Source organism: Pseudomonas sp. R38(2017), assembly GCF_002112395.1.
In the GTDB taxonomy this organism is placed as follows: Bacteria; Pseudomonadota; Gammaproteobacteria; order Pseudomonadales; family Pseudomonadaceae; genus Aquipseudomonas.
This window is the reverse complement of record NZ_NEHN01000001.1, coordinates 220,426-247,268: the sequence shown is the minus strand read 5'-3', so window position 1 is coordinate 247,268 and position 26,843 is coordinate 220,426. Positions and strand designations below refer to the sequence as shown.

General features: G+C 61.3%; 21 protein-coding genes and 1 pseudogene. 15 read left to right on the top strand and 7 right to left on the bottom strand.

Translation table 11 applies throughout. From position 1 onward, the window contains the following. Positions 1-113: 113 nt before the first annotated feature. From CAF87_RS01085 to edd, 5 genes are all read right to left on the bottom strand, one after another. A complete protein-coding gene (locus tag CAF87_RS01085; protein ID WP_085730290.1) occupies positions 114-1,373 on the bottom strand; it encodes an AGE family epimerase/isomerase in 1,260 nt (419 codons plus the stop codon). 104 nt (positions 1,374-1,477) lie between these two features. Continuing rightward, entirely contained in the window at positions 1,478-2,905 is a 1,428-nt protein-coding gene (locus CAF87_RS01080; protein ID WP_170929627.1) for an ATP-binding protein, read from the bottom strand. Positions 2,906-2,936: 31 nt separating this feature from the next. Next, on the bottom strand, positions 2,937-3,668 hold the full coding sequence (locus CAF87_RS01075; protein WP_085697149.1) for a response regulator: 732 nt from the start codon (positions 3,666-3,668) through the stop codon (positions 2,937-2,939). Positions 3,669-3,747: 79 nt separating this feature from the next. Further along, a complete protein-coding gene (locus tag CAF87_RS01070; RefSeq protein WP_085730288.1) occupies positions 3,748-4,704 on the bottom strand; it encodes a glucokinase in 957 nt (318 codons plus the stop codon). Further along, on the bottom strand, positions 4,701-6,527 hold the full coding sequence (gene edd / locus CAF87_RS01065) for a phosphogluconate dehydratase (protein WP_085730287.1): 1,827 nt from the start codon (positions 6,525-6,527) through the stop codon (positions 4,701-4,703). The genes CAF87_RS01070 and edd overlap by 4 nt, the downstream gene beginning before the upstream one ends. A 220-nt stretch (positions 6,528-6,747) precedes the next feature. Between edd and gap the strand changes: the two genes are divergently transcribed. The 9 genes and pseudogenes from gap (at position 6,748) to CAF87_RS01025 (ending at position 17,095) form a co-directional block, all read left to right on the top strand. Then, the gene (gene gap / locus CAF87_RS01060) at positions 6,748-7,749 is read left to right on the top strand and encodes a type I glyceraldehyde-3-phosphate dehydrogenase (RefSeq protein ID WP_085730286.1); all 1,002 of its coding nucleotides are present in this window, start codon (positions 6,748-6,750) and stop codon (positions 7,747-7,749) included. 119 nt (positions 7,750-7,868) lie between these two features. After that, complete coding sequence (locus CAF87_RS01055; protein ID WP_085730285.1) at positions 7,869-8,387, top strand: RNA polymerase sigma factor; 519 nt, start codon at positions 7,869-7,871, stop codon at positions 8,385-8,387. 124 nt (positions 8,388-8,511) lie between these two features. Continuing rightward, complete coding sequence (locus CAF87_RS01050; protein WP_085730284.1) at positions 8,512-9,477, top strand: FecR domain-containing protein; 966 nt, start codon at positions 8,512-8,514, stop codon at positions 9,475-9,477. A 122-nt stretch (positions 9,478-9,599) separates the two neighbouring features. Next, on the top strand, positions 9,600-12,185 hold the full coding sequence (locus CAF87_RS01045; protein ID WP_085730283.1) for a TonB-dependent receptor: 2,586 nt from the start codon (positions 9,600-9,602) through the stop codon (positions 12,183-12,185). Positions 12,186-12,294: 109 nt separating this feature from the next. Further along, positions 12,295-12,891 carry a biliverdin-producing heme oxygenase gene (locus tag CAF87_RS01040; protein WP_085730282.1) on the top strand — a complete coding sequence of 199 codons (597 nt, stop codon included), beginning with the start codon at positions 12,295-12,297 and terminating at the stop codon, positions 12,889-12,891. A gap of 104 nt (positions 12,892-12,995) precedes the next feature. Continuing rightward, the gene (locus tag CAF87_RS01035; protein ID WP_085730281.1) at positions 12,996-13,391 is read left to right on the top strand and encodes a YbaN family protein; all 396 of its coding nucleotides are present in this window, start codon (positions 12,996-12,998) and stop codon (positions 13,389-13,391) included. Positions 13,392-13,493: 102 nt separating this feature from the next. Further along, positions 13,494-14,852, top strand: a pseudogene (locus CAF87_RS29630) (HAMP domain-containing protein); the annotation flags it as partial. A 102-nt stretch (positions 14,853-14,954) separates the two neighbouring features. After that, entirely contained in the window at positions 14,955-15,710 is a 756-nt protein-coding gene (locus tag CAF87_RS29625; protein ID WP_371320921.1) for a methyl-accepting chemotaxis protein, read from the top strand. A 38-nt stretch (positions 15,711-15,748) separates the two neighbouring features. Beyond that, positions 15,749-17,095, top strand: coding sequence for a CoA transferase (locus CAF87_RS01025; RefSeq protein WP_085730280.1), 1,347 nt, complete (start codon positions 15,749-15,751; stop codon positions 17,093-17,095). 13 nt (positions 17,096-17,108) lie between these two features. Here CAF87_RS01025 and CAF87_RS01020 read toward each other — a convergent pair whose 3' ends face one another. Both CAF87_RS01020 and arcD (CAF87_RS01015) read right to left on the bottom strand, forming a co-directional pair. Continuing rightward, positions 17,109-17,960 (bottom strand): DNA-3-methyladenine glycosylase, encoded by an 852-nt coding sequence (locus CAF87_RS01020; protein ID WP_085730279.1) that lies wholly within the window; start codon positions 17,958-17,960, stop codon positions 17,109-17,111. Beyond that, a complete protein-coding gene (gene arcD / locus CAF87_RS01015; RefSeq protein ID WP_085730278.1) occupies positions 17,957-19,384 on the bottom strand; it encodes an arginine-ornithine antiporter in 1,428 nt (475 codons plus the stop codon). The genes CAF87_RS01020 and arcD (CAF87_RS01015) overlap by 4 nt, the downstream gene beginning before the upstream one ends. A 437-nt stretch (positions 19,385-19,821) precedes the next feature. On the opposite strand from arcD (CAF87_RS01015), the gene arcD (CAF87_RS01010) reads away from it, so the two are divergent. From arcD (CAF87_RS01010) to CAF87_RS00985, 6 genes are all read left to right on the top strand, one after another. Then, positions 19,822-21,249 carry an arginine-ornithine antiporter gene (gene arcD, locus CAF87_RS01010; protein WP_085730277.1) on the top strand — a complete coding sequence of 476 codons (1,428 nt, stop codon included), beginning with the start codon at positions 19,822-19,824 and terminating at the stop codon, positions 21,247-21,249. A 34-nt stretch (positions 21,250-21,283) separates the two neighbouring features. Continuing rightward, positions 21,284-22,540, top strand: coding sequence for an arginine deiminase (gene arcA / locus CAF87_RS01005; RefSeq protein ID WP_085697159.1), 1,257 nt, complete (start codon positions 21,284-21,286; stop codon positions 22,538-22,540). An 84-nt stretch (positions 22,541-22,624) separates the two neighbouring features. Next, entirely contained in the window at positions 22,625-23,635 is a 1,011-nt protein-coding gene (locus tag CAF87_RS01000) for an ornithine carbamoyltransferase (RefSeq protein ID WP_085730276.1), read from the top strand. 77 nt (positions 23,636-23,712) lie between these two features. Then, positions 23,713-24,642 (top strand): carbamate kinase, encoded by a 930-nt coding sequence (gene arcC, locus CAF87_RS00995; protein ID WP_085730275.1) that lies wholly within the window; start codon positions 23,713-23,715, stop codon positions 24,640-24,642. A 64-nt stretch (positions 24,643-24,706) separates the two neighbouring features. Continuing rightward, a complete protein-coding gene (locus tag CAF87_RS00990) occupies positions 24,707-25,069 on the top strand; it encodes a DUF5064 family protein (RefSeq protein ID WP_085730274.1) in 363 nt (120 codons plus the stop codon). Between the two features lie 146 nt (positions 25,070-25,215). Further along, entirely contained in the window at positions 25,216-26,724 is a 1,509-nt protein-coding gene (locus tag CAF87_RS00985) for a sigma-54-dependent transcriptional regulator (protein ID WP_085730273.1), read from the top strand. Positions 26,725-26,843 lie beyond the last annotated feature (119 nt).

The window sequence follows — 26,843 nt, the reverse complement described above, 5'->3', positions numbered from 1 at the left end:
ATGTACCTTTCTTGTTGTTATGCATGCAAGTCTGGTGCTTGCGCTGCACTCGAGTTTAAACAGAGCGTTTCCCCTCGCAGGTAACGAAGGGATGCGCAAATGTCACTGCATGGTTACACAGGAACGGGGCGGGACAACTGTGCCAGCGCAGTCGCCATGCTCGGTGCCTGCGGCAGGCGCGGGATCAGCACCGCCTGCCAGGCGTGATACAGATCCGGTTTGCCCGCCCAGATATCGGCACTTGGACGGTTCTGCGGATCGAGTTCGTGATGCCAGCTGCCGTCGCAGCGATCGATGAAATTCGCTTCGCAGAATTCCCAGAATAGCCGGTACCAGGTTTCGTACTGCGCATCGCCGGTGCGTTTGAGCAAGGCACTGGCGGCGGCGCTGGCTTCGGCATGGGTCCAGTGCAGGCGGTGGCGCACCACGGCTTTGTTGTCCCAGTCGAGGGTATAGACGATGCCCGGAGCGCCATCGACGTCCCAGCCATAACGGCAGTTGCTCTCGAACAGCTTTTGCGCATCAGTGGCCAGCCAGCCGGGTGTGAGCATGCCGGCCTGGACCCGCGCCGCTTCGAGGTGCAGGAGCAGGCGCGCCCACTCGAAACCGTGGCCCGGCGTGGTGCCGTAGGGGCGGAAGCCGTCAGCGGGATTGTCATGGTTGTATTCGCGCAGTGGCTGCCAGTGGCGGTCGAAATGCTCGATCACCAGATAGTCATTGGCGGCGGCGTGACCGTGAATCACCCGTTCAACGATGCGCTGCGCACGCACCAGCCAGCGCGGATCTTCGTTGACATCGGCCAGCGCGAGGAACGCTTCGGTGGCGTGCATGTTGCTGTTGGCGCCGCGATAGGCTTCTTCTTCGCTCCAGTCGCGGTTGAAGAATTCGCGCATGGCGCCCTCTTCTTCGCTCCAGAAATAGGTGTCGATTATATCGATGGCGTCATCCAGCAACGCCTGGGCGCCGGGACGTTGGGCGACCACAGCGGAGCTGGCAGCGAGGGCCACGAAAGCATGTAGATAAGCGTTCTTGCCGGTGTTGCCGTCACGGTGTTCGGCAACCGCAAACCAGCCGCCATGCAGTGCATCGCGCAACGGGCCGCGCAACGCCTGGACGCCGTGATCGACCAGTTCGGCAAACCCCGGCAGGCCCTGAATATGGGCCATGGCGAAGCTATGGGTCATGCGCGCGGTGTTCATGGTTTCGGCTTGCGCGCCAACCTGGAGCTGGCCGCGCTCATCAAGATTGCCGAAGCCTTCGGGCAATCGTGAAGCCTTGGCAAATGCCAGCAGGCGCAGGCCTTCGTCGGCGAGCCATTGCTGGTGGGCAGGGGCATTCAGCCAACTGCTGAAGCCCGGATTGAAGTGATCCATGGAAGGCCTTTTTTGTTGTTATGACTGCGGGCAGTCTAAACAACGGGCCGAGGTGGGCTTGTAACGAAGGGGGCGGGTTTTGTCACCGATCGGTGACATTCAGATCAATCCGCCGAACGCGGCAATTGCAGGGTCACACGCAATCCGCCTTCGCGAAGATTCTGCAACGTCACTTCCCCCCCATGGCTATGGGCAATGTTGCGGGCGATCCCCAATCCAAGCCCATAACCCTGCTGCTGCCCCGCCAAACGGAAGTGCGGTTCAAACACCTGCTCCAGCCGCTGCTCGGGCACACCTGGCCCTTCGTCGTCGACATGCAGCACGAACGCACTCTCATCGTCATCGATATGCAGATGAGCTTTCTGCCCGTACTTCAGTGCATTGTCGATCAGGTTGCCGATACAGCGCTTGAGCGCCAATGGCTTGCCCGGATACGCCGCTAACGCCCGTCCCTGCTGGGTTACACGGCCATTGCCGTTGGGCGCCAGATACGGCTCCACCAGGCAGTCGAGCACATGATTGAGATCCACCGGCTCAATGTTTTCGTGGATGTCGGTGTCTTTGACGCATTGCAGCGCACCCTTGACCAGCAGCTCCAGCTCATCCAGGTCACGGCCAAACTTGGTTTGCAGTTGTTCGTCTTCGAGCAGTTCGACCCGCAGACGCAGGCGGGTGATCGGGGTACGCAGATCATGGGAAATCGCGCTGAACAACTGGCTGCGCTCGGTGAGGTAACGGCTGATGCGCTCGCGCATGGTGTTGAAGGCACGGCCCACTTCCACCACTTCGCTGCCGCCGCCCTCGGCCACCGGCTCGACGTCGGCGCCGAGCGACAAGTCCCGAGCCGCCCGCGCCAGGCGCTTGAGCGGCCGGCTCTGCCAGTGCACCAACAGACCGATGAACAGCAACAGAAATCCGCTGGTGAACACAATGAACCAAACCTGCTGGGTCGGCAGGCCCTGCTCTTCAAGACTGGTGTAGGGCTCGGGCAACAGCGAGGCGATGTACAGCCATTCACCGGGCGCCAACTGGATCTGGGTCACCAGCACCGGCGGATTCACCGGTTCCAGCGTCAACGCGTAATGCGCCCAGGAGCGTGGCAACTCATCGAGTTTCAACCCCGCATTGAAGATCCGCAGGTCATCGGGGCTGACGAAGGTCACCAGAATGTCGGTGTCCTGACCCAACGACTGACGCAGCACTTCATCCACCGCTTGCAACACGGCAGCCTTGCGCGGCGTAACCGGCAACACTTCCATGCCCAGCGGTTTGTCGTTCAGCGTCACCACAAATCGGGTGCCGCCCATGCTGCGCAACTGATCGAGCACCAACGGCCGATAGGCCACCGGCAACGAGCGGAAATAGCTGACGCTGGCGGTCATCGAATGGGCCAGGCTGCGGGCGCTGGTGACCAGGCCTTCGAGCTGCGTCGCACGCAATTGGGACACCCAGATCACGCTGGACAGCGTCTGGGCGAACAACACCGCGAGCAACGTCAGCAGCAGCATCCGCCCAAGCAGTGAACGCGGCATCGGCAATTTGCGTGCGGTGTTGCGCAGGAACTCAGTGACCATTGCCGGCAACCACGTTGGCTGCCAGTTGGTAGCCGCTGCCACGCACGGTGCGGATCAGCCGTGGCGGCTTTTCGGTGTCGCGCAGACGCTGGCGCAGACGGCTGACGGCCATGTCGACGATGCGGTCGAGGGGCATCAGGTCGCGGCCACGGGTGGCGTTGCCGATGGTGTCGCGGTCGAGGATTTCCTGAGGGTGATCGAGGAACAGTTTCAGCAGGGCGAAGTCGGCGCCGGACAGAATCACTTCCTCGCCGTCGGTGTGAAACAGTCGATGGCTGACCATGTCCAGCCGCCATTCATCGAACGCCAGCACTTCACTGCCGCCGCGTTCCTGACCGAACTGGGCGCGACGCAGCAGGGCCTTGATCCGGGCTTGCAGTTCGCGGGGGCTGAAAGGTTTGCCGAGGTAATCGTCGGCGCCGAGTTCCAGACCAATGACCCGGTCGGCTTCGTCGGAACTGGCGGTGAGCATGATGATCGGCACCTGGGCCTGACGCGGATGCTGGCGCACCCAGCGGCACAGGCTGAAGCCGTCTTCATCGGGCAGCATCACATCGAGGATCACCAGATCGCTCGGCGCCTCGTTCAGCGCCTGACGAAAACCGGCGCCATCCGCCGTGGCCCGTACCTGAAAACCCGCGCGGGTCAGGTAGGTCTCCAGCAACTCGCGTATCTCCTGGTCGTCATCGACCAACAAAATCGACTTGTTGACTGAGCTCACTTCGAAGGCATCCTTGTTGTTGGAATTGGGCGGATTATGCCTGATGTGTTGATTGTTCCCACGCTCGGCGTGGGAATGATCATTTACCGGATTGTTCGAGCGCCACTCCTGCACCGACGAGCCCCGAGTACGGCGCCGTCACCAGCCACACCGGAATCCCCTTGAAGTAATCGCTCATGCAGCCCTTGTCGGCGAAGCTGCGGGCGAAACCGCTTTCGAGGAAGAAATCGGCGAAACGCGGAATCACGCCGCCCACGATGTACACCCCGCCACGGCCGCCAACGGTCAGCACGTTGTTGCCGGCCACGCGACCGAGCCAGCAGCAGAATTGCTCCAGCACTTCCAGGGCAATCGGGTCGCCCGCAAGCCCCGCCGCAGTGATGGCTTCCGGCGTGTCGAGTTTCGGTTCATGCCCGTCCACCGCGCAGATCGCCCGGTACACCCGCGGCAAGCCGCCGCCGCTCAACGCGGTTTCCGCACTGACGTGGCCGATTTCGTTGTAGATGTGCTGCCAGAGCTGGGTTTCGCGCGGGCTGCTCAGCGGCAGATCAACGTGACCGCCCTCTCCCGGCAACGCGGCGAACCGCCCTTCACCGAGATCAAGCAACGTGCCGACGCCCAGGCCGGTGCCCGGGCCGATGACCACTGCAGGGCGCAATGGCTCCGGCTCGCCTTCGCAGACCACGCGGAATTCGCCGGGCTGCAAACGGGTCATGCCCAGTGCCATGGCCGAGAAGTCATTGACCAGCAGCAATTGCTCGACCTGCAGCGTCTGGCAGAACGCCTTGCGGCTCAGACGCCAGTGGTTGTTGGTGAACTTGAAATCATCGCCGCTCACCGGACCTGCCACCGACAGGCACACCGAACCGATGGCGCCAGGCGCCAGGCCGAGCCCGCTCAGATAGAGGCTGATCGCCTCTTCCGGGCTGGCATGGTCGGCGGTGGCCAGCACCTGCACCGATTCGAGCTGCTGATCTTTCCACAACGCGAACCGCGCGTTGGTACCTCCGATGTCACCGACCAAAGCCAGTTTCAATTAAGCGTCTCCAGGGCAGAAGTGAAGGCGCTGGCGCCCTGCTCTGCCGAGCTGAAGGCCAAACGCATGAAGCCAAACAGTTCGCGACCGCTGCCGATGTTGTTGCCCAACAGGCCTTTGGCGGGTTCGCGCGCTGCGAATTCGGCGGCGTCCACCTTGAGTTCCAAAATGCCTTTGACGCCATCGACGCGGATGATATCGCCCTCTTGCACGCGCGCCAAAGCGCCGCCCACATAAGCTTCCGGACTGACGTGGATCGCCGCCGGGATTTTCCCCGACGCGCCGGACATCCGCCCGTCAGTCACCAGCGCAACCTTGAAGCCGCGATCCTGCAGCACGCCAAGGAACGGCGTCATCTTGTGCAGCTCCGGCATGCCGTTGGAACGCGGGCCCTGGAAGCGCATCACCGCGACGAAATCCTTCTCCAGAAGACCGGCCTTGAAGGCGTCGGCCAGATCCTGTTGATCCTGGAACACCATGGCCGGTGCTTCGACGATCTGGTTTTCCAGCGCGACGGCGGACACTTTCATCACGCCACGACCGAGGTTGCCTTCCATCACCCGCAAGCCGCCCTCTGCCGAGAACGCACGGGCCACCGGACGCAGGATGTTTTCGTCGAGGCTTTCGGTCGGGCCTTCGCGCCACACCAGTTTGCCGTTATCGAGGAACGGCTCCTTGGTGTACTGGCTCAAACCATGGCCGAGCACGGTGTTGACGTCTTCGTGCAACAAACCGGCTTCGAGCAGTTCGCGGATCAGGAACGACATGCCGCCGGCGGCCTGGAAGTGGTTGATGTCAGCCTTGCCGTTCGGGTAGACGTGGCTCAGGGTCGGTACGACTTCGGAGAGGTCGGCCATGTCCTGCCAGGTCAGTTGAATGCCCGCCGCCATGGCGATGGCCGGCATGTGCAGGGTGTGGTTGGTCGAGCCGCCGGTGGCGTGCAGCGCGACGATCGAGTTGACCAGCGCCTTCTCGTCGACGATTTCGCCGATCGGCAGGAAGTTGCCGTTCTGTTTGGTCAGGCGGGTGACCTGATGCGCGGCTTCGCGGGTCAGGGCTTCACGCAGCGGCGTGTTCGGGTTGACGAAAGAGGCGCCCGGCAAGTGAAGGCCCATGACTTCCATCAGCAACTGGTTGGTGTTGGCGGTGCCGTAGAACGTGCAGGTGCCCGGGCTGTGGTAGGACTTCATTTCCGATTCCAGCAGCTCTTCGCGGGTCGCCTTGCCTTCGGCGTACTTCTGCCGCACGTCGGCTTTTTCCTTGTTGGAAATCCCCGAGACCATCGGCCCGCCCGGAACGAAAATCGTCGGCAGGTGACCGAAACGCAGCGAGCCCATCATCAGGCCCGGCACGATCTTGTCGCAGATGCCGAGCATCAACGCGCCGTCGAACATGTTGTGGGACAGCGCCACCGCCGTCGACATGGCGATCACTTCGCGGCTCGGCAGGCTCAGTTCCATGCCCGGCTCGCCTTGGGTCACGCCGTCGCACATCGCAGGTGTGCCGCCGGCGAACTGACCAACCGAGCCGATTTCGCGCAGGGCGTTCTTGATCTGTTCCGGGAAGACTTCGTACGGCTGGTGCGCCGAGAGCATGTCGTTATACGACGAAACAATGGCGATGTTCGCCGAGTTCATCATCCGCAGGCTGTGCTTGTCTTCGCTGCCACACCCGGCCACACCGTGGGCGAAGTTGGCGCATTGCAGCTTGCCGCGCATCGGCCCGTCAGTTGCAGCGCCGCGAATCAGCGCAAGGTAAGCCTGACGCGTGGCGCGGCTGCGGGCGATAAGCCGTTCGGTGACCTCAAGAACGCGGGGATGCATGTTTAGAACTCCAGGCTAACGGATGTGGCGACCTGATTGTCTATGCTGATCAAAAGCCCGTTCGCGTGGGATGACGAGCGGTTTTCTTGATCATTCGGACCAGTTGATTCAGGTCACTCGTTGTAGATAAAACAAAATATTGCCACTAAAAAGGCTTGTTTTCTATTTTTATGCGAATAATCTTGTAATTCCAACAACAAAACGACGGCGGCGCTGTTCAATGACTCTTCGAATCGCAATCAATGGTTTTGGCCGCATCGGCCGTAATGTCCTGCGCGCACTGTATACCCAAGGCTATCGACAGGATTTGCAGATCGTCGCCATCAACGATCTGGGCGACAGCGCGATCAATGCGCATCTGCTCAAGTACGACACCGTTCATGGCACATTCGACGCCGAAGTTGTTCATGACAACGAGAGCCTTACCGTCAACGGCGACCGCATTTCGGTCAGCGCCATCCGCAACCCGGCCGACCTGCCATGGGCCGCGGAAAAGATTGATGTGGTGTTCGAATGCACCGGTCTGTTCACCGACCGGGCCAAAGCCGCCGCGCATATTACCGCCGGCGCACGCAAAGTGATTATCTCGGCCCCGGCCAAAGGCGCCGATGCCACCGTCGTTTATGGTGTGAACCACGACATTCTGCGCCAGTCGCACCAGATCATTTCCAACGCGTCGTGCACCACTAACTGCCTGGCGCCGGTGGCCCAGGTGCTGCACCGCGAACTGGGCATCGAAAGCGGTCTGATGACCACGATTCACGCCTACACCAACGACCAGAACCTGACCGACGTCTATCACACCGACCCGTACCGCGCCCGCTCCGCCACGCAGAATATGATCCCGAGCAAGACCGGCGCCGCCGAAGCCGTGGGCCTGGTGCTGCCGGAACTGGCGGGCAAGTTGACCGGCATGGCCGTGCGCGTGCCGGTGATCAATGTGTCGCTGGTTGACCTGACCGTGCAGTTGAAGCGCGAAGCCTCGGCCGATGAAGTCAACGCGCTGATGAAAGCCGCGAGCCAGCACTCGAAAATCCTCGGTTACAACACCCTGCCGCTGGTATCGAGCGACTTCAACCACAACCCGCTGTCGTCGATTTTCGACGCCAACCACACCAAATCCAGCGGCAAACTGTTGAAGGTGCTGGCCTGGTACGACAACGAGTGGGGCTTCTCCAACCGCATGCTCGATAACTGCCTGGCGCTGTGCAACGCGGAATAAAACCGCTGCCGCCGATTTGTCAGCGGGTAATAGCTTTACCAACCTTTGACAAATCAACACTTGACCACTTGGGCGGATGATAAGCATTATCATTCGCTCGAAATGGATCAGGTCCTCCCGTGAGTCAGTCGCAGTTCAATCACGTTTTCCTCGCCCAGCGCACTTCATTGCTGCGAACGCTGGAACGCATGGTCAACAACCACAGCACCGCCGAAGACCTGCTGCAGGAAACCTACCTGCGCGTCACGCGGGCGCTGGGCGAACGGGCCATCGATCACCTCGAACCCTTTGTCTTCCAGACCGCACGCAACCTGGCGCTGGACCACTTGCGTGCGCGCAAGATCCACTCACGCACCATGGTCGACGACGTGCCGCAGGACGTGGTGCACAGCGTCGCCGCCCCCGCCAGCAGCGCCGAAGACGCCGCCCACGCCGAACAATTGCTGGAGCGCTTGAACGTGAGCCTCGGTGAACTCAGCCCCCGTCAGCAGCAGATCTTCATCCTCAGCCGCCTGCACGGGCACAGCTATCAGGACATCGCCGACGATCTGAGCGTTTCTCTCAGCACGGTGCAGAAAGAACTCAAATTGATCATGACCATTTGCATCGGTGTCGCCGAACGCTTGAATGGGGACTGATGCTGTAGGTTTTTTCTCTAAGTGCCAGGATCGACTGCACTGATCATCGGGCTTTGTTACCCTTGCTCGACTTTTACGCTTCACTAAAAAAACAGCCGTGCACAGACACTGCCGAGGAAACACCGTGACGGACACCCACCGCCCTCCTTCGCCCGACACGGCGCAGGACGCTGCCAACGCAATGGATCAGGCTCTGGACTGGCTCATCGTGCTCGACAGCCCGGACGATGAACAGACCCGGCAATTTCACGCCTGGTTGGCGGCCGATCCGTTGAACGCCCAGGCGTTTGCCAAGGCCCAGGCGATCTGGGACGGCCCGCAGATCGCTCAGTGCGCGCAGGACCTCGCGGCCAGACCGAAGAAAGTCACCGTCCTCACACGCCTGCGTCCGCACTGGAAACCGCTGGCCACCGCCGCGGTGCTGATTCTCGGACTGTTCAGCTTCAGCAACCTGCCGATGCGTCTGCAGGCCGATCACCTGACGGTGGTCGGCGAGCGTCAGCGCCTGCAGCTTGAGGACGGTTCGAAAGTCCTGCTCAACACCAATTCGGCCTTCTCCAGCACGATCAACGATCGTCAGCGGGTGGCGCGCCTGTATCAGGGCGAAGCGTTTTTCGAGATCCCGGCCAGCCGCAGCCAGCCGCTGGAAATCGACGCCGGGCCGGTGAAGGCCAGCGTGCGCGACACCGCGTTCGCCGTGCGTTACCTGGACGGTGTGGCGCAGGTGCGCGTGCAGCGTGGCGATGTCGATCTGCGTGCCACCCGTGACGATGCCCGTGTGCGGCTGTCCGCCGGGGAAAGCATCCGCATCGGCCCCAATGGTTTCGACCGCCCGGCCAAGGTCGATGCCGCCACCGATCTGGCGTGGGTGCAGGGTCGTCTGATCTTCGAGAACTGTCCTCTGAGCCAGGTGCTGGCGGAACTGCGCCGCTACTACCCGGGCTTCATCATCAACACCAACGAACACCTGGCCGACGTCGCCGTCACCGGCAATTACCGCCTCGACCAACCGCTGGACGTAGTGCGTTCGCTCGCTCACATCACCTCGGCCAAGCTTCAGGAATTCCCGGCGCTGGTCATTCTTAACTAAATGAGAATTATTTTTACTCGATAGCCGAAGCTCGTTCGTCTCGTTATAGCCAATGCAATTAATTCGCATCTCGCGATACCAATCAGCACCTATAAAGATTCGTGCGACACGGAGCGCTATCGATGTCCTCACGCCTTACCCGCCAGACTTCTTCTCCTTCCCGCGTGCTGTCGCTGCTGACCGCCGCCATCCTGATGGCCGGCACTGCGCCACTGATGGCCGCCACCGAGCAACCGGCACGCAACATGGGCAATTACTCGTTCGCCATCAGCCAGCAACCACTGGTGTCGGCGCTCAACGCGTTCACCGCCGTCACCGGCTGGCAGGTCGGCTTGCCGGCGGAACTGGGTAAAGGCGTGTCGTCGCCGGGCGTGCGCGGTTCGCTGCCACCGGAAAAAGCCCTGGAGCGCCTGTTGGTGGGGACCAACCTGAGCTTCCGAAAAATCAGCAACAACAACGTCGTGCTGGAAAAGCGCAACAACGGCGGCGCACTCAACCTCGATCAGGTGACTATCAGCGCCACCCGTCAGGAACAGTCGGTGAGCAGCGTGCCGGCTACCGTCACCGTGCAGACCCGTCAGGACCTGGACCGCAACAACGTCAACACCATCAAGGATCTGGTGCGCTACGAGCCGGGCGTCTCCGTCGGCGGCGCCGGTCAGCGCGGCGGTATCAGCGGCTACAACATTCGCGGTATCGACGGTGACCGCATCCTGACCCAGGTCGACGGTGTCGAAGTGCCAGACGGCTTCTTCAACGGCCCGTACGCCAAGACCCAGCGCAACTACGTTGACCCGGAAATCGTCAAACGCGTTGAAATCCTTCGCGGTCCGGCCTCAGTGCTGTACGGCAGCAACGCCATCGGCGGCGCGGTCAGCTACTACACCCTCGACCCGGATGACATCATCAAGCCCGGCAAAGACGTCGGCGCCCGCCTGAAGACCGGCTACAGCTCCGCCGACGACAGCTGGCTGAAATCCGCCACCGTTGCCGGACGCGCCGAGCAGTTCGACGGCCTGCTGCACTACAGCCAGCGCGACGGGCATGAAACCGACTCCTACGGCAGCAACAACGGCACCGGTCTTGAGCGCACTGCCGCCAACCCGGAGGACGTGAAAGCCTCCAACGTGCTGGCCAAGATCGGCTGGAACTACAACGAAGGTTCGCGTCTGGGCCTGACCTACGAAAAATACAAGGATGATCGCGACACCGATCAGAAAAGTGCTTACGGCGGCCCGTACTTCAATGGCGCCCCGACCATTCCAAACAGCGTACTGCCCGGCGGCATGTACCAGTGGCGTACCGGCAACGACACCGTCACCCGCGAGCGTTTCGGCCTGGAACACAGCTTCGAGTTGAACAGCCTGCTGGCCGACAACGTGAAGTGGAGCCTCAACCACCAGACCGCCAAGACCGACCAGAGCACCGAAGAGTTCTATTACCCGATGACCCGTAAAGTGCTGCGTACCCGCGACACGATCTACGAGGAAAAACAATGGGTGTTCGATGCGCAACTGGACAAGGCATTCGCCATCGGTGACACCGATCACGTCCTGACTTACGGCACTACGATCAAACAGCAGAAAGTCACCGGTTCACGCAGCGGCGACGGCAAGTGCCTGGCAGTCGGTCGCGGCTGCACTGCCATCGGCGCCACCAGTGCAGCCGACGTGCTGAAGAAGTCCAGCGACTTCCCGGACCCGACCATCAATACCTACAGCCTGTTCGCCCAGGATCAGATCAGCTGGAACAAATGGACCTTCCTGCCGGGCCTGCGCTACGACTACACCCAGCTCAAGCCGCACATCACCCAGGAATTCCTCAACACCGTGGCCGCTGATGGCAAAGGCACGGTCAGCGACGAAAACAAGACCTGGCATAAAGTCTCGCCGAAATTCGGCCTGACCTACGCCCTGACCGACAACTACACCTGGTACGGTCAGTACGCCGAAGGCTTCCGCACCCCGACTGCGAAAGCGCTGTACGGCCGCTTCGAGAACAGCACCACCGGCTACAACGTGGCGCCGAACCCGGATCTGGAACCGGAAAAGAGCAAAAGCTATGAAACCGGTCTGCGCGGCAACTTCGAGCAAGGCTCGTTCGACGTGGCGGTGTTCTATAACAAGTATCGCGACTTCATCAACGAAGACGCCGTTACCCCGGGCTATAACGAGCTGACGTTCCAGACCAACAACATCAAGCACGCCACCATCAAGGGTGCCGAGGTCAAAGGTCGCCTCAACCTCGATTCGTTCGGCGCACCGCAAGGCCTGTACACCCAGGGTTCGATTGCCTACGCCTACGGTCGCAACAACGACACCGGCGAACCGCTCAACAGCGTCAACCCGCTGACCGGCGTGTTCGGCCTCGGTTACGACCAGGACAACTACGGCGGCCTGCTGAGCTGGACCGTGGTCAAGAAGAAGGATCGCGTAGACGACAGCAACTTCAAGTCGCCGGACGGCGTCAGCAGCCAGTTCAAGTCGCCGGGCTTCGGCATTCTCGACCTGACCGGGTATTACAAAGTCACCGACGACGTCACCGTCAGTGGCGGCGTCTACAACCTGACCGACAAGAAGTACTGGCTGTGGGATGACGTGCGCGGCTACGACAGCGTCGGCGAAGCCGCCGTGCTGAGCCCGGCCAACCTCGACCGCCTGACCCAGCCGGGTCGCAACTTCGCGATCAACCTGGTCTGGGATATCTGATCCGGATGACCTCACGGCGCGTGCATTGCCGCGCCGTGAGGTTTTTTTACTGTCCGGCGCTTGCCCGTTCGTCTCGTTATCAAGCGCCTCTTCTTTTCAAGGACATCTCATGAGCACCCCGGAAAAAGCCCTGCGTTCGCAACGTTTGAACCAGATCACCCACGAGCCGCACAGCAAGCTCGATGCGCTGGTCAAGGCCCACGCGCCGTTCGAGACCCGCGCCAATTTCGCCCGTTTCGTGGTCGCGCAGTACCTGTTCCAGTCGGAACTGGTCTCGCTGTACAACGATGCCGAACTGACCGCCATCGTCCCGGATCTGCCGGCCCGCTGCCGCGCAGAAGCCGCCAAGGCCGACCTTGCGGATCTGGACACCGAAGTGCCTGCGCCAGTGGCCGGCGCGGTGAAAAACCCGAACAAGGCCCGCGCCCTGGGCTGGATCTTCGTGTCCGAAGGCTCCAAGCTCGGCGCTGCGTTTCTGATCAAACGCGCCGTTGCCCTGGACCTGAGCGAAACCTTCGGCGCCCGTCACCTGGGCGAGCCTGAAGGCGGTCGCGCCGAAGGCTGGAAAAGTTTCGTGCGCACCCTGGACTCGCTGCAATTCAGTGCCGAAGAAGAAGCCGAAGTGGAGCAAGGCGCGATCGACGCGTTCAACCGCTTCACCGTGCTGCTGGAACAGGCTTACGCAACAGAAGCCGAACCGGCCTGATCCCAAGCCCGACACAAAACCCTGGGGGAGCTGGCAAACCAGCTTCCACATGGGAATGGCGCCAGCCTGTAGAATCCCCGTTTCGCCTCACGCACCTCGAGCCCATGCCCCAACCCGCCTCTTCCAGACTCGCCCGCCTGCTATTCGGCCTGCTGGCCTATGTCAGCCTCGGTATCGGCCTGATCGCCATTGTCGTACCCGGCCTGCCGACCACCGAGTTCATCCTGCTCGCCGCCTGGGCCGCGACCCGCAGTTCGCCGCGCCTGAGTGCCTGGCTGGAAAACCATCGACTGTTCGGCCCGATCCTGAACAACTGGCGCAACGGCAAGATCATCGCCCGCAAGGCCAAGGTCAGCGCCACCGTCAGCATGCTGCTGTGCGCGACCCTGATGCTGGTGATGCTCGATCACGGCTGGCCGGTCTATCTGGCGATTGCCGGCATGACGATGGGCAACCTGTGGATCTGGTCACGACCGGAAGCGTTGCCGAAGATTTCCTGATTTTTCCATTCTTTTCAGGGCATTTGCCCGCGCAAACGTTTACCGGCGACCGTTCGTCGGCTTGCGCCTCATGCACCCTCGCCCCGCGCCGATGACCATTGAATGGCGCTGAATGGATTTGGCGAACCGGGCAATTCCGTGTCCCGTAGCCAACAGTTCATTCATTCGCGAGAACACCCCATGTTCGACTCCCTGTCCATTCGCCTGAAAATCGTCCTGCTGTCCGGGCTCTGCCTGCTCGGCGTGGTTGCGCTGATTGTCGGCATCAACATTTACCAGACCAACCAGAACGACAAACTGGTCAGCGAGTCGAGCAGCAAGATGCTCACCGCCAGCGTGCAGAACCTGCTGCAGGCCAAGGCGGCCGAACAGGCGGTGCAGGTGCAGAAAACCTTCGGCGAGAGCCTGCTGGTGATCACCGCACTGGCCGACCAGATCAAGGACATGCGCGTCATGGCCGCCAAGCGTTCGCTGGACGCCGGGGCCTTGCGTGAAGAGTTGAACCTGAGCCTGAAAACCGCGTTCGAGCGCAACAGCAAGGTGCTGGGCATCTGGCTGGCCTTCGAACCCAACGGCCTGGACGGCAAGGACAGTGAGTTCATCAACGATGCCGCGCGCCAGTCCAACGAAGCCGGGCGCTTCGCCACTTACTGGAGCCGCGCCGCCGGTTCTGCGCTGAACACGATCATGGTCGAAGAAGACATGACCAAGACCACCCTCAGCGTCAGCGGTACGCCTTACAACAGCTGGTACACCTGCCCTCGCGACAACAAGCGCACCTGCCTGCTCGACCCTTACGCCGACACCGTGGGCGGCAAGGAAATGCTCATGACCACCATTGCCGTGCCGCTGCTGGTGGATGGCAAGGCTATCGGCGTGGTCGGCGTCGACATCGCCCTTGATGCACTGCAAGCGGCGGCCGTGGGTTCCCAGCGCGAACTGTTCAACGGTGCCGGGCACATGCTGATCGTCTCCGGCAGCGGCGTGCTCGGTGCCTACAGCACCGACGCGACCAAGGTCGGCAAAGGCATCGCCGAAACCCTTGGCGCCGAAGGCAAGGACATCCTGCAATTGCTGAGCGCCGGCACACCGAAGATTCTCGAGCAGGGCGACCTGATCCGCGCCGTATACCCGGTCGATCCGATTGGCAATTCCCGGGCCTGGGGCGTGGTCATCGATCTGCCGAAACAAGTGCTGCTGGCCGACTCGGTCAAGCTGCAAGCGGTGCTCGACGACGCTCAGCAAACCGGCGTGATGACCGCGTTGGCGGTGGCCGTGATCGCCGGCCTGATCGGCCTGGTGCTGATCTGGCTCACCGCCTCCGGTGTGACCCGTCCGATCAACAGCGTCGCCGAAATGCTGAAGAACATCGCCAGTGGTGAAGGCGATCTGACTCAGCGCCTGAACTACACCAAGAAAGATGAACTGGGCGAACTGGTGAACTGGTTCAACCGCTTCCTTGACAAGCTGCAACCGACCATCGCCCAGATCAAACAGAGCATCTCCGAGGCCCGTGGCACCGCCGATCAATCATCGGAAATCGCCCGCCAGACCAGCGAAGGCATGCAGGTGCAGTTCCGCGAGATCGATCAGGTGGCCACCGCCTCCAACGAAATGAGCGCCACCGCCCACGACGTGGCCAACAGCGCTTCGAATGCTGCCAACGCCGCGAAAGGCGCCGACCAGTCGGCCAAGGACGGGATGTCGATCATCGAGCGCAGCACCCGCGACATCAATCAACTGGCCGATGAAGTCAGCAAAGCGGTGACTGAGGTTGAAGAACTGGCGGTCAACAGCGAACAGATCGGTTCGGTGCTGGAAGTGATCCGCAGCATTGCCGAACAGACCAACCTGCTGGCGCTGAACGCCGCGATCGAAGCGGCCCGTGCCGGTGAAAGCGGTCGCGGTTTCGCGGTGGTTGCCGACGAAGTCCGCAACCTGGCCAAGCGCACTCAGGATTCTGTGGAAGAAATCCGCGTGGTGATCGAACGCATCCAGACCGGAACCCGTGGCGTGGTCGCGACCATGCATTCGAGCCAGACCCAGGCCCACAACAACGCCGGGCAGATCCGCCAGGCCGTGGACGCCCTCGGCAAGATCAGCGATGCGGTGACCGTGATCAGCGACATGAACCTGCAGATCGCCAGCGCCGCCGAACAGCAAAGCGCCGTGGCCGAAGAGGTCAACCGCAACGTCTCGGCGATCCGCACTGTCACCGAAACCCTGACCGAACAGGCCACCGAATCGGCGGCGATCAGCAGCCAGTTGAATGCCCTGGCCAGTCAACAGATGAAATTGATGGATCAGTTCCGCGTCTGATTTGATCTATGATCAGGCCCTCTGCCGGAGGGCCTTCGATGACTGATCTGCTCACGTCCATTCAAGCCGCGCTTGGCTTGCCCAGCACACCGATTCCGTTTACCGGCGAGGGCGCCCTGCCCTCGGCGTTTGCCGTCACCGACCTGGCCTGCGCGAGCATTGCTGCGGCCGGGCAAGCGGTCGGCGAATTGCTCCGGCAGCAGACCGGCCAGCTACCCGACATGGCAGTCGACCGCCGCCTCGCCTCGTTCTGGTTCGCCACTTCGCTGCGACCGATCGGCTGGGAGGTGCCGCCGCTGTGGGATCCGGTGGCCGGCGACTACGCGACCAAGGATGGCTGGATTCGCCTGCACACCAACGCCCCGCATCACCGCGCCGCTGCCGAAAGCGTGCTGGGTGCCTGTGCCGACCGCGCGGCGATGGCGGCGAAAGTCGTGCAATGGGCCAGTACCGATCTGGAACAAGCGGTAGTCGAGGCCAATGGCTGCGCCGCCGAAATGCGCAGTTGGGCGCAGTGGCAGAAACACCCGCAAGGACTGGCGGTGAATGCCGAGCCCTTAGTGCATTTCGGTGATGGAGAAGAAAGTCATAAAACCTGGAAAGGCTCGGTGGAACAACCGCTGGCGGGGCTCAAGGTGCTCGATTTGACTCGCGTCCTCGCCGGCCCGACTGCGAGCCGCTTTCTCGCGGGGCTGGGTGCCAATGTCCTGCGCATCGACCCTCCGACCTGGAACGAGCCCGGCGTGGTGCCGGAAGTAACCCTCGGTAAACGCTGTGCGCGGCTGGATCTGCATCAAGCGGCAGATCGTGCGGTGTTCGAAAGTCTGCTCAAAGACGCTGACATTCTGCTGCACGGCTATCGCGCCGATGCGCTGGAGCACTTGGGTTTTGGTGCCGAGCATCGCCGGCAACTGGCACCCGGACTGATCGACGTCTGCCTCAATGCCTACGGCTGGAGCGGCCCGTGGCAGAACCGCCGAGGCTTCGACAGCCTGGTGCAGATGAGCAGCGGCATTGCCGAGGCCGGACAGCGCTGGAAGCAGGCTGACAAACCGACCCCGCTGCCGGTGCAGGCGCTGGATCATGCGACGGGATATTTGATGGCGGCGAGTGCGATCCGGTTGCTGGCTGAAAGGCTGCACAGTGGTCGAGGTGGATCAGCGCGATTGTCGCTGGCGCGGACAGCGAAATTGTTGATCGAGCAGGAGCCGGGCACGAACGAAGTGCTGCGTCCGGAAGAGGCAAAGGATCAGAGTTTGCAGATGGAGCAGACGCCTTGGGGGCTGGCGCATCGGCTGCAAGCGCCATTGAAGATCTGCGGGACGCCATTGCAGTGGGCATTGCCGGCCACTGAGTTGGGTTCACATCAACCGCGATGGATTTGAATGTGTGCGGGTATCAATCCGCACGACTCGACGATGTCCACAACACCTGCGCCGCATACCCGCGATACGGCCGCCAAATCTCGGCGCGGGCAGACAATTCCCGCGCCGTCATCCGCGTTCCCTCCAGCACCTCGAGCGCCCGCAGCAACCCCACATCCCCGGTCGGAAACCCGTCCATATCCCGCAACTGCCGCAGGGCAATGTATTGCGCCGTCCAGTCGCCGATCCCGTGCAGCGCCAGCAACCGCGCGGTCCCGGATTCAAACAGCAGCGGATCATCCAGCAACGCCTGCGACACCCCGGACAAGGTCCGTCCTCGACTTTTCGGCATGCCCAGCGCCGCCAGATCGGCCTTCGCCAGAACCGCCGCGTCGGGAAATGCATGAGTCAATCCCGGCACTGTTGAGCGCAATGGCTCGCCATACTGCGCCACCAGTTTCCCCGCCAGCCGGATCGCCCCGACCACCGTAATCTGCTGCCCCAGCACTGCCCGAAACGCCAGCTCCAGTCCGTCCCACGCGCCCGGCACCCGCAACCCCGGGCGTTCGGCAATCAATGGCGCAAGCAGCGGATCCATCGCCAGATGGCGCTGCATCGTCGGCAGATCCGCGTCCAGATCGAACAGCCGACGCAAGCGCACAACTATCTCGGGCACCGCCGTCGCATCCGGAAAATCCAGCTCAACCTCCAGCGCATCATTGTCACCGGACCAGACCGAAACTGTGCCATGCATACCGTTCAAACCGATGCTGCGCGAATACACACTATCGACAACGGTCTCCATCCCTGCCACCGCCCGCGCCGCGAGAAATCCGAGCATAGCCGGCCAGTCGTAGGGCGCCCGGTATTCGAGTCGCAGCCTCACAACGACAGCACACCGCTGTACAACCCGTAGGCCGCGAGCCCCGCCCCGGCGATGACACAGGTGAAGATCCCCTTCTCGATCGTAGTGAACAGCGGCTCATTCTGCTCATGCTTGGCCTTGGCGAACAGAATCACCCCCGGCGCATACAGCAGCGCCGACAACAGCAGGTATTTCACCCCGCCGGCGTACAGCAACCACACCGCGTAGCACAGGGCAATGCCGCCGATCAGCAGGTCCTTGGTGCGTTCGGCCGAGGCATGTTCATAGGTTTCTCCGCGTCCGCTCAACAGCACCGCGTAGGCTGCCGACCACAGGTACGGCACCAGGATCATCGACGACGCGAGGTAGATGAGGCTGGTGTAGGTGCCGGCGGAAAACAGCGTGATCAGCAGGAAAATCTGGATCATCACGTTGGTCAGCCACAGCGCGTTGACCGGAACATGGTTGGCGTTTTCCTTGCGCAGGAACGCCGGCATGGTCTTGTCCTTGGCGGTGGCGAAGAGGATTTCGGCGCACAGCAGCGCCCACGACAACAGCGCACCGAGCAACGAAATGGCCAGACCGACACTGATCAGCAACGCGCCCCATGGTCCGACGATGTGTTCCAGCACGGCGGCCAGCGACGGGTTCTGCAAGATCGCCAGTTCCGGCTGACTCATGATCCCCAGCGACAACACATTGACCAGCACCAGCAGCGCCAGCACACCGAGGAAACCGATCACCGTGGCGCGACCCACGTCCGTGCGTTTCTCCGCCCGCGCCGAGTAAACGCTCGCGCCTTCGATACCGATAAATACAAACACGGTAACCAGCATCATGTTGCGCACCTGGTCCATCACACCGCCGAAGTTCGGATTGCTGCGGCCCCAGATGTCACGGGTAAACACGTCAGCCTTGAACGCCACGGCGGCGATGATCACAAACATGATCAACGGAATGATCTTGGCCACGGTGGTCAACTGGTTGATCAGCGCCGCCTCCTTGATCCCGCGCATCACCAGAAAATGCACGGCCCACAGCAGCACCGAGGCGCAACCGATGGCGATCGGCGTGTTGCCCTGGCCGAACACCGGAAAGAAGTAGCCGAGGGTGCTGAACAGCAACACGAAATACCCGACGTTGCCCAGCCAGGCACTGATCCAGTAACCCCAGGCCGAAGAAAAGCCCATGTAATCGCCGAACCCGGCCTTGGCGTAGGCGTAGACGCCAGAATCGAGTTCCGGCTTGCGATTGGCCAGGGTCTGGAACACGAACGCCAGGGTCAGCATCCCGATGGCGGTGATTCCCCAGCCGATCAGGATAGCGCCGGCGTCGGCGCGAGCCGCCATGTTCTGCGGCAAAGAGAAAATCCCCCCACCGATCATCGAACCCACCACCAGGGCGATCAGTGCGCCAAGGCGCAGTTTTTGCGTCGGTTGCGACATTCAAATCTCCTTGAAAGATGGGCTGAGGTTTTTATTTGTAACAACTATTAACTAAACGGATAAAACTAGCTGACGTTTATCAGGTAACACCAAAAGCGCCTATTTATATATAGCGGATAACGCTAACGCCTAGCACGTTAAGTCAGTTTTGTGCGCCGATCCTAATAAATCAATTCTGTACTGAAAACAGATGTGAAAAATTTGCCAAAACCCGAAAAGCAACTAGCGTCATAACTCGAAAGTAATAGGATCCATTCCCAACCACATCGACCAAAGGCCTCTGGGACGGGCCTTTCAGCCAATAGCTTTATGCCTGCATCCGCTTCATAAGTCATTCATTAACAATGGAATGTGACTATGCACTGATCTAAGTCAGCTGTTTGAAAAGCCAACAGAACTACGCTGTGAACTCTTCTCTCCTGCAATGGAGTCATGCAATGTCTGAAGCTCCCGGAAAACTACGACTAGGTGCACTGGTCGCATTGGTAGTCGGCTCAATGATCGGTGGCGGGATATTTTCTTTGCCACAAAACATGGCCGCCAGCGCCGACGTGGGTGCGGTGCTGATCGGGTGGGCTATCACCGCCGTCGGCATGCTCACCCTCGCTTTCGTCTTTCAAACCCTCGCCAATCGCAAACCTGACCTGGACGGCGGCGTGTACGCCTACGCCAAGGCCGGTTTCGGCGACTACATGGGTTTCTCGTCCGCCTGGGGCTACTGGATCAGCGCCTGGCTGGGCAACGTCGGTTACTTCGTTCTGCTGTTCAGCACTCTTGGCTATTTCTTTCCGATTTTCGGTGAAGGCAACACCGTTGCCGCCGTGATCGGCGCCTCGGTGCTGCTGTGGGCCGTGCACTTTCTGGTGCTGCGCGGGATCAAGGAAGCGGCATTCATCAACCTCGTGACCACCGTCGCCAAGGTCGTGCCGTTGCTGCTGTTCGTCCTGATCGCGATTTTCGCCTTCAAACTGGACATCTTCACCGCCGACATCTGGGGTGTGAAAAACCCGGACCTGGGCAGCGTGATGAACCAGGTGCGCAACATGATGCTGGTCACCGTGTGGGTGTTCATCGGCATCGAAGGCGCGAGCATCTTCTCGGCCCGGGCGGAAAAACGTTCAGACGTCGGCAAGGCCACCGTGATCGGTTTCATCACCGTGCTGCTTTTCCTGGTGCTGGTGAATGTGCTGTCGCTGGGGATCATGACCCAACCGGAACTGGCCAAACTGCAGAACCCGTCGATGGCCGCCGTGCTGGAGCACGTGGTCGGTCACTGGGGCGCGGTGCTGATCAGCGTGGGCCTGATCATCTCGCTGCTGGGAGCGCTGCTGTCGTGGGTGCTGCTGTGTGCGGAGATCATGTTCGCCGCCGCCAAGGACCACACCATGCCGGAGTTCCTGCGCCGCGAAAACGCCAACCAGGTTCCCGCCAATGCCCTGTGGCTGACCAACGCGATGGTGCAGCTGTTTCTGGTCATCACCCTGTTCTCGGCCAGCACCTACCTGTCACTGATCTACCTCGCCACCTCGATGATTCTGGTGCCCTACCTGTGGTCGGCAGCCTACGCCCTGCTGCTGGCGATCCGTGGCGAGACCTATGAAGGTTTTGCCGCCGAACGGCGCAAGGACCTGATCATCGGCGCCATCGCCCTCGTCTACGCGATCTGGCTGTTGTATGCCGGCGGCGTCAAGTACCTGCTGCTGTCGGCCCTGCTCTATGCACCCGGCGCGATCCTGTTCGCCAAGGCCAAGCTCGAACTCAAACAACCGGTTTTCACCAACGTCGAGAAGCTGATTTTCGCCGCGGTGGTCGTAGGTGCCCTGGTGGCAGCCTACGGTCTCTACGACGGCTTCCTGACTCTGTAATTGCCAAACGTTTTATCTCTGGAGGATCACTGAAATGACCACGGAAAAAGTTAAGTACGGCGTCCATTCCGAAGCCGGCAAACTGCGCAAAGTCATGGTTTGTTCCCCAGGTCTGGCCCACCAGCGGCTGACCCCGAGCAACTGCGACGAACTGCTGTTCGACGATGTGATCTGGGTCAATCAGGCCAAGCGCGACCACTTCGACTTCGTCACCAAGATGCGCGAGCGCGGGATCGAAGTGCTGGAAATGCACAACCTGCTGACCGACATCGTCGGCAACCCCGAAGCGCTGAAATGGATTCTGGATCGCAAGATCACCCCCGACACCGTCGGCGTCGGCCTGACCAACGAAGTGCGCAGCTGGCTCGAAGGCCTGGAGCCGCGCAAGCTCGCCGAGTTCCTGATTGGTGGCGTGGCCGGCGAAGATCTGCCGGACAGCGAAGGCGCCAGCGTGATCAAGATGTATCGCGACTACCTGGGCCATTCCAGCTTCCTGCTCGACCCGCTGCCCAACACCCAGTTCACCCGCGACACCACTTGCTGGATCTACGGCGGCGTGACGCTCAACCCTATGTACTGGCCGGCCCGTCGCCAGGAAACCCTGTTGACCACCGCCATCTACAAGTTCCACCCCGACTTCACCGGTGCCGACTTCGAAGTCTGGTACGGCGATCCGGACAAGGACCACGGCAAAGCCACTCTCGAGGGCGGCGACGTGATGCCGATCGGCAACGGCGTGGTGTTGATCGGCATGGGCGAGCGTTCCTCGCGCCAGGCCATCGGTCAACTGGCCCAATCGCTGTTCGCCAAAGGCGCGGCGGACAAAGTCGTGGTCGCCGGCCTGCCGAAATCTCGCGCGGCAATGCACCTGGATACCGTGTTCAGCTTCTGCGACCGCGACCTGGTCACGGTCTTCCCGGAAGTGGTCAAGGAAATCGTGCCGTTCATCATCCGTCCTGACGAAAGCAAACCTTACGGTCTGGACGTACGACGGGAGAACAAAACGTTCCTCGAAGTCGTGGCCAACTCGCTGAACCTGCCGAACCTGCGCGTCGTGGAAACCGGTGGCAACAGCTTCGCCGCCGAGCGCGAGCAATGGGACGACGGCAACAACGTGGTGGCTCTGGAACCTGGGGTCGTTATCGGTTACGACCGCAACACCTACACCAACACCCTGCTGCGCAAGGCCGGTGTGGAGGTCATCACCATCAGCGCCGGCGAACTGGGCCGTGGCCGTGGCGGCGGCCACTGCATGACCTGCCCGATCGTGCGCGACCCAATCGACTACTAAACCTCTGAGCCCTGGCCGCAACTCACCTTCTTTCAACAGAAAGTCGCGGCCAGGGGGACAACCGAGTACGCAAGGAGATCCATCATGGCTTTCAACATTCACAACCGTAACCTGCTCAGCCTGGAACACCACACCCCACGTGAGCTGCGCTACCTGCTCGACCTGTCCCGCGACCTCAAGCGCGCCAAGTACACCGGCACCGAGCAGCAACACCTGAAGGGCAACAACATCGCCCTGATCTTCGAAAAAACCTCGACCCGCACCCGCTGCGCGTTCGAAGTCGCCGCGTATGACCAGGGCGCCAACGTCACCTACATCGACCCGAATTCCTCGCAGATCGGCCACAAGGAAAGCATGAAGGACACCGCCCGCGTGCTGGGTCGCATGTACGACGCCATCGAGTACCGTGGCTTCAAGCAGGAAATCGTCGAAGAGCTGGCCAAGTTCGCCGGCGTACCGGTGTTCAACGGCCTGACCGATGAATATCACCCGACCCAGATGATCGCCGACGTGCTGACCATGCGTGAGCACGCCGACAAGCCGATCCATGAAATCAGCTACGCCTACCTGGGTGACGCCCGTAACAACATGGGTAATTCGCTGCTGCTGGTCGGCTCCAAACTGGGCATGGACGTGCGCATCTGTGCACCGAAGGCGCTGTGGCCCCACGACGACCTTGTGCAGCGTTGCAAGAAATACGCTGAAGAAAGCGGGGCCCGCATCACCCTGACCGAAGACCCGAAAGCGGCGGTCAAGGGCGTGGACTTCATCCACACCGACGTCTGGGTATCGATGGGCGAACCGGTTGAAGCCTGGGCCGAGCGCATCGAGCAACTGCTGCCGTATCAGGTCAACGCACAATTGATGAAAGCCACCGGCAACCCACGTACCAAGTTCATGCACTGCCTGCCGGCGTTCCACAACAGCGATACCAAGGTCGGCAAACAGATCGCCGAACAGTATCCGCACCTGGCCAACGGCATCGAAGTGACCGACGACGTGTTCGAGTCGCCTGCCTGCATCGCCTTCGAGCAAGCGGAAAACCGCATGCACACCATCAAGGCGATTCTGGTGTCGACTCTGGCTGATCTGTAACCCGGCTTTGGCACTGATCGTTCCCACGCAGGAGCGTGGGCACGATCAGTGATCAACACGAAAAAAGGACATGCACCATGCGTATCGTCGTAGCTCTGGGCGGTAACGCCCTGCTCCGCCGTGGTGAGCCGATGACCGCTGAGAACCAGCGCGCCAACATCCGCATCGCGACCGAGCAAATCGCCAAGATCCATCCCGGCAACCAACTGGTCATCGCCCACGGCAATGGCCCGCAAGTCGGGCTGCTGTCGTTGCAGGGCCTCTCCTATAAACCCGATGAAGCCTACCCTCTGGACGTGCTCGGTGCCGAAACCGAAGGCATGATCGGTTACATCATCGAACAGGAACTGGGCAACCTGCTGGACTTCGAAGTCCCGTTCGCCACCCTGCTCACCCAGGTCGAAGTCGATCCCAAAGATCCGGCTTTCAAAGACCCGACCAAATTCATCGGCCCGGTCTATGCCAAAGAAGAAGCCGAGCGCCTGGCCAAAGAGAAAGGCTGGGTGGTCAAGGCCGACGGTGACAAATACCGTCGCGTGGTTGCCAGCCCGAAACCCAAGCGCATCTTCGAAATCCGCCCGATCAAGTGGCTGCTGGACAAGGGCAGCATCGTGATCTGCGCCGGCGGTGGCGGCATCCCGACCATGTATGACGAGAAGCGCAACCTCAAAGGTATTGAGGCGGTGATCGACAAAGACCTGTGCTCGTCGCTGCTCGCCGAACAGCTGGAAGCGGACTTGCTGGTGATCGCCACCGACGTCAACGCGGCGTACATCGACTTCAAAAAACCAACCGAGAAAGCCATCGCCCAGGCTCATCCGGACGAACTCGAACGCCTGGGCTTCGCCGCCGGCTCCATGGGGCCGAAGGTGCAGGCAGCCTGTGAATTTGCGCGCCATACTGGCAAAGTCGCGGTGATCGGTTCTCTGGCGGACATCGAAGCCATCGTCCAGGGCACCGCCGGTACGCGGGTCAGCACCGCCGCACCAGGCATCACCTACCGATAACCAGAAATGCCGGGGGCAGACCCAGGGTCTGCCCTTCTCCCATGCCTTGAAAGGAGAGAACACCATGGCCCAGTTCGAACCCGGTCACTTGCACATCGAACGGCACGCGTTGACCCAGGATGACGTCAACTACAATATCCGCCTCGAGTACGAAGTCTCGCAGGATCCGCAAAAAGGCAAAGGGATACAGTTCCGGCTGCATGGAACCATCCAGGGCAAAGAGGTCAACGAGCCCTTCTTCCTGCCAAAAGAAGAGGCTTACAACTTCGCTCGCAACGTGACGCAGATTGCCGAAAAGTACGGCATCCCCAAGAGCCACAGCCAGATCGGCTCGGTGCACAAGCATTACGATTTGATGTTTGAAGACATCCGTGTGCAGTTGAATATGAAATCCGGGGATCCGGTTAATCCCGAGCATTTCGAGTAACCCCACATACCTCAGATCCATTGTGGGAGCGAACTCGCTCCCACAGGAGATGCATACCCGCCGCAAGTTCACGTCGGATTTCACCTGAAGCCCCGCCCCAAGGCATACTTGCCCCCCTCCGTACTCCAGAACCCAGAACCACCCCCATGCGTATCCACGTCAGTTTCATCGACCGCGTCGGCATCACCCAGGAAGTCCTGGCGATTCTCGGTGGACGCAACCTCAATCTGGATGCGGTGGAAATGGTCCCGCCGAACGTCTACATCGACGCCCCGACCCTCAGCCCGCAAGTGCTCGAAGAACTGAAAGATGCGCTGTTCCGGGTGCGCGGCGTGGAGGCCGTGGTGGTGGTCGACATCCTCCCCGGCCAGCGGCGGCACTTGCAGCTTGACGCGTTGCTCGCAGCAATGACCGACCCGGTGCTGGCGCTGGACAGCGCCGGCAAGGTGCTGCTGGCCAACCCGGCGCTGATCGCCCTGTACGGTCGCGAACCGGCGGGGGAAAGCGTCTCGGAGCTGTTCAACGACCCGGGGCTGCTCGAAACATTGCTTGAACAAGGCTTCCGCCTGCCGCTGCGGGAAATCACCGTCAACGGCCAGACCCTGTTGCTGGATGCCACGCCGATCACTGACGCTGGTGCCCTGCTGACCCTGTATCAACCTAATCGCATCGGCGAACAACTCTCGGCGCTGCACCACGACCATGCCGAAGGTTTCGATGCCCTGCTCGGCGAATCCCCGGCGATCCGCACGCTCAAGGCCCGTGCGCAACGGGTGGCCGCGCTCGATGCGCCGCTGCTGATCCAGGGCGAAACCGGCACCGGCAAGGAATTGGTGGCCCGCGCCTGCCACGCCATCAGCACCCGCCACAGCGCACCATTCCTGGCGCTGAACTGCGCGGCCCTGCCGGAGAACCTCGCCGAGAGCGAACTGTTCGGCTACGCCCCCGGCGCCTTCACCGGCGCACAACGGGGCGGTAAACCGGGGCTGATGGAACTGGCCAACCAGGGCACGGTGTTCCTCGACGAGATCGGCGAAATGTCGCCGTATTTGCAGGCCAAGCTGCTGCGCTTTCTCAACGATGGCAGCTTCCGTCGGGTGGGCGGTGATCGCGAAGTGAAGGTCAACGTGCGCATCCTCAGCGCGACCCACCGCGATCTGGAAAAAATGGTCAGCGAAGGCCTGTTCCGCGAAGACCTGTTCTACCGCCTCAACGTGCTCAACGTCGAGGTGCCACCGCTGCGCGAACGCGGTCAGGACATTCTGCTGCTGGCCCGCTACTTCATGCAGCAGGCATGTGCGCAGATCCAGCGCCCGGTCTGCCGCCTCGCCCCGGGCACTTACCCGGCGCTGCTCGGCAACCGCTGGCCGGGCAACGTGCGGCAATTGCAGAACGTGATCTTCCGCGCCGCAGCAATCTGCGAAAGCAGTCTTGTGGATATCGGCGATCTCGACATCGCCGGCACTTCAGTGGCGCGCCAGACCGACACCGATGTCGACAGCCTCGAAGAAGCGGTTGAGGCCTTCGAGAAATCGCTGCTGGAAAAGCTCTACGTCAGCTACCCCTCGACCCGCCAACTGGCCAGTCGCCTGCAGACCTCGCACACGGCGATTGCCCATCGGCTGCGCAAGTACGGGATTCCGGGGAAAGCCTGACAGCGCCCCAAAAGCGACCTCCATCTGTACTGAAAGCGCTACAGCGGAACGATATCGCTACACCCTCCTCCGATCACCGCTGTGCAAGGCTTTGATCCGCTTCAGCTTTTTTCTTCGCC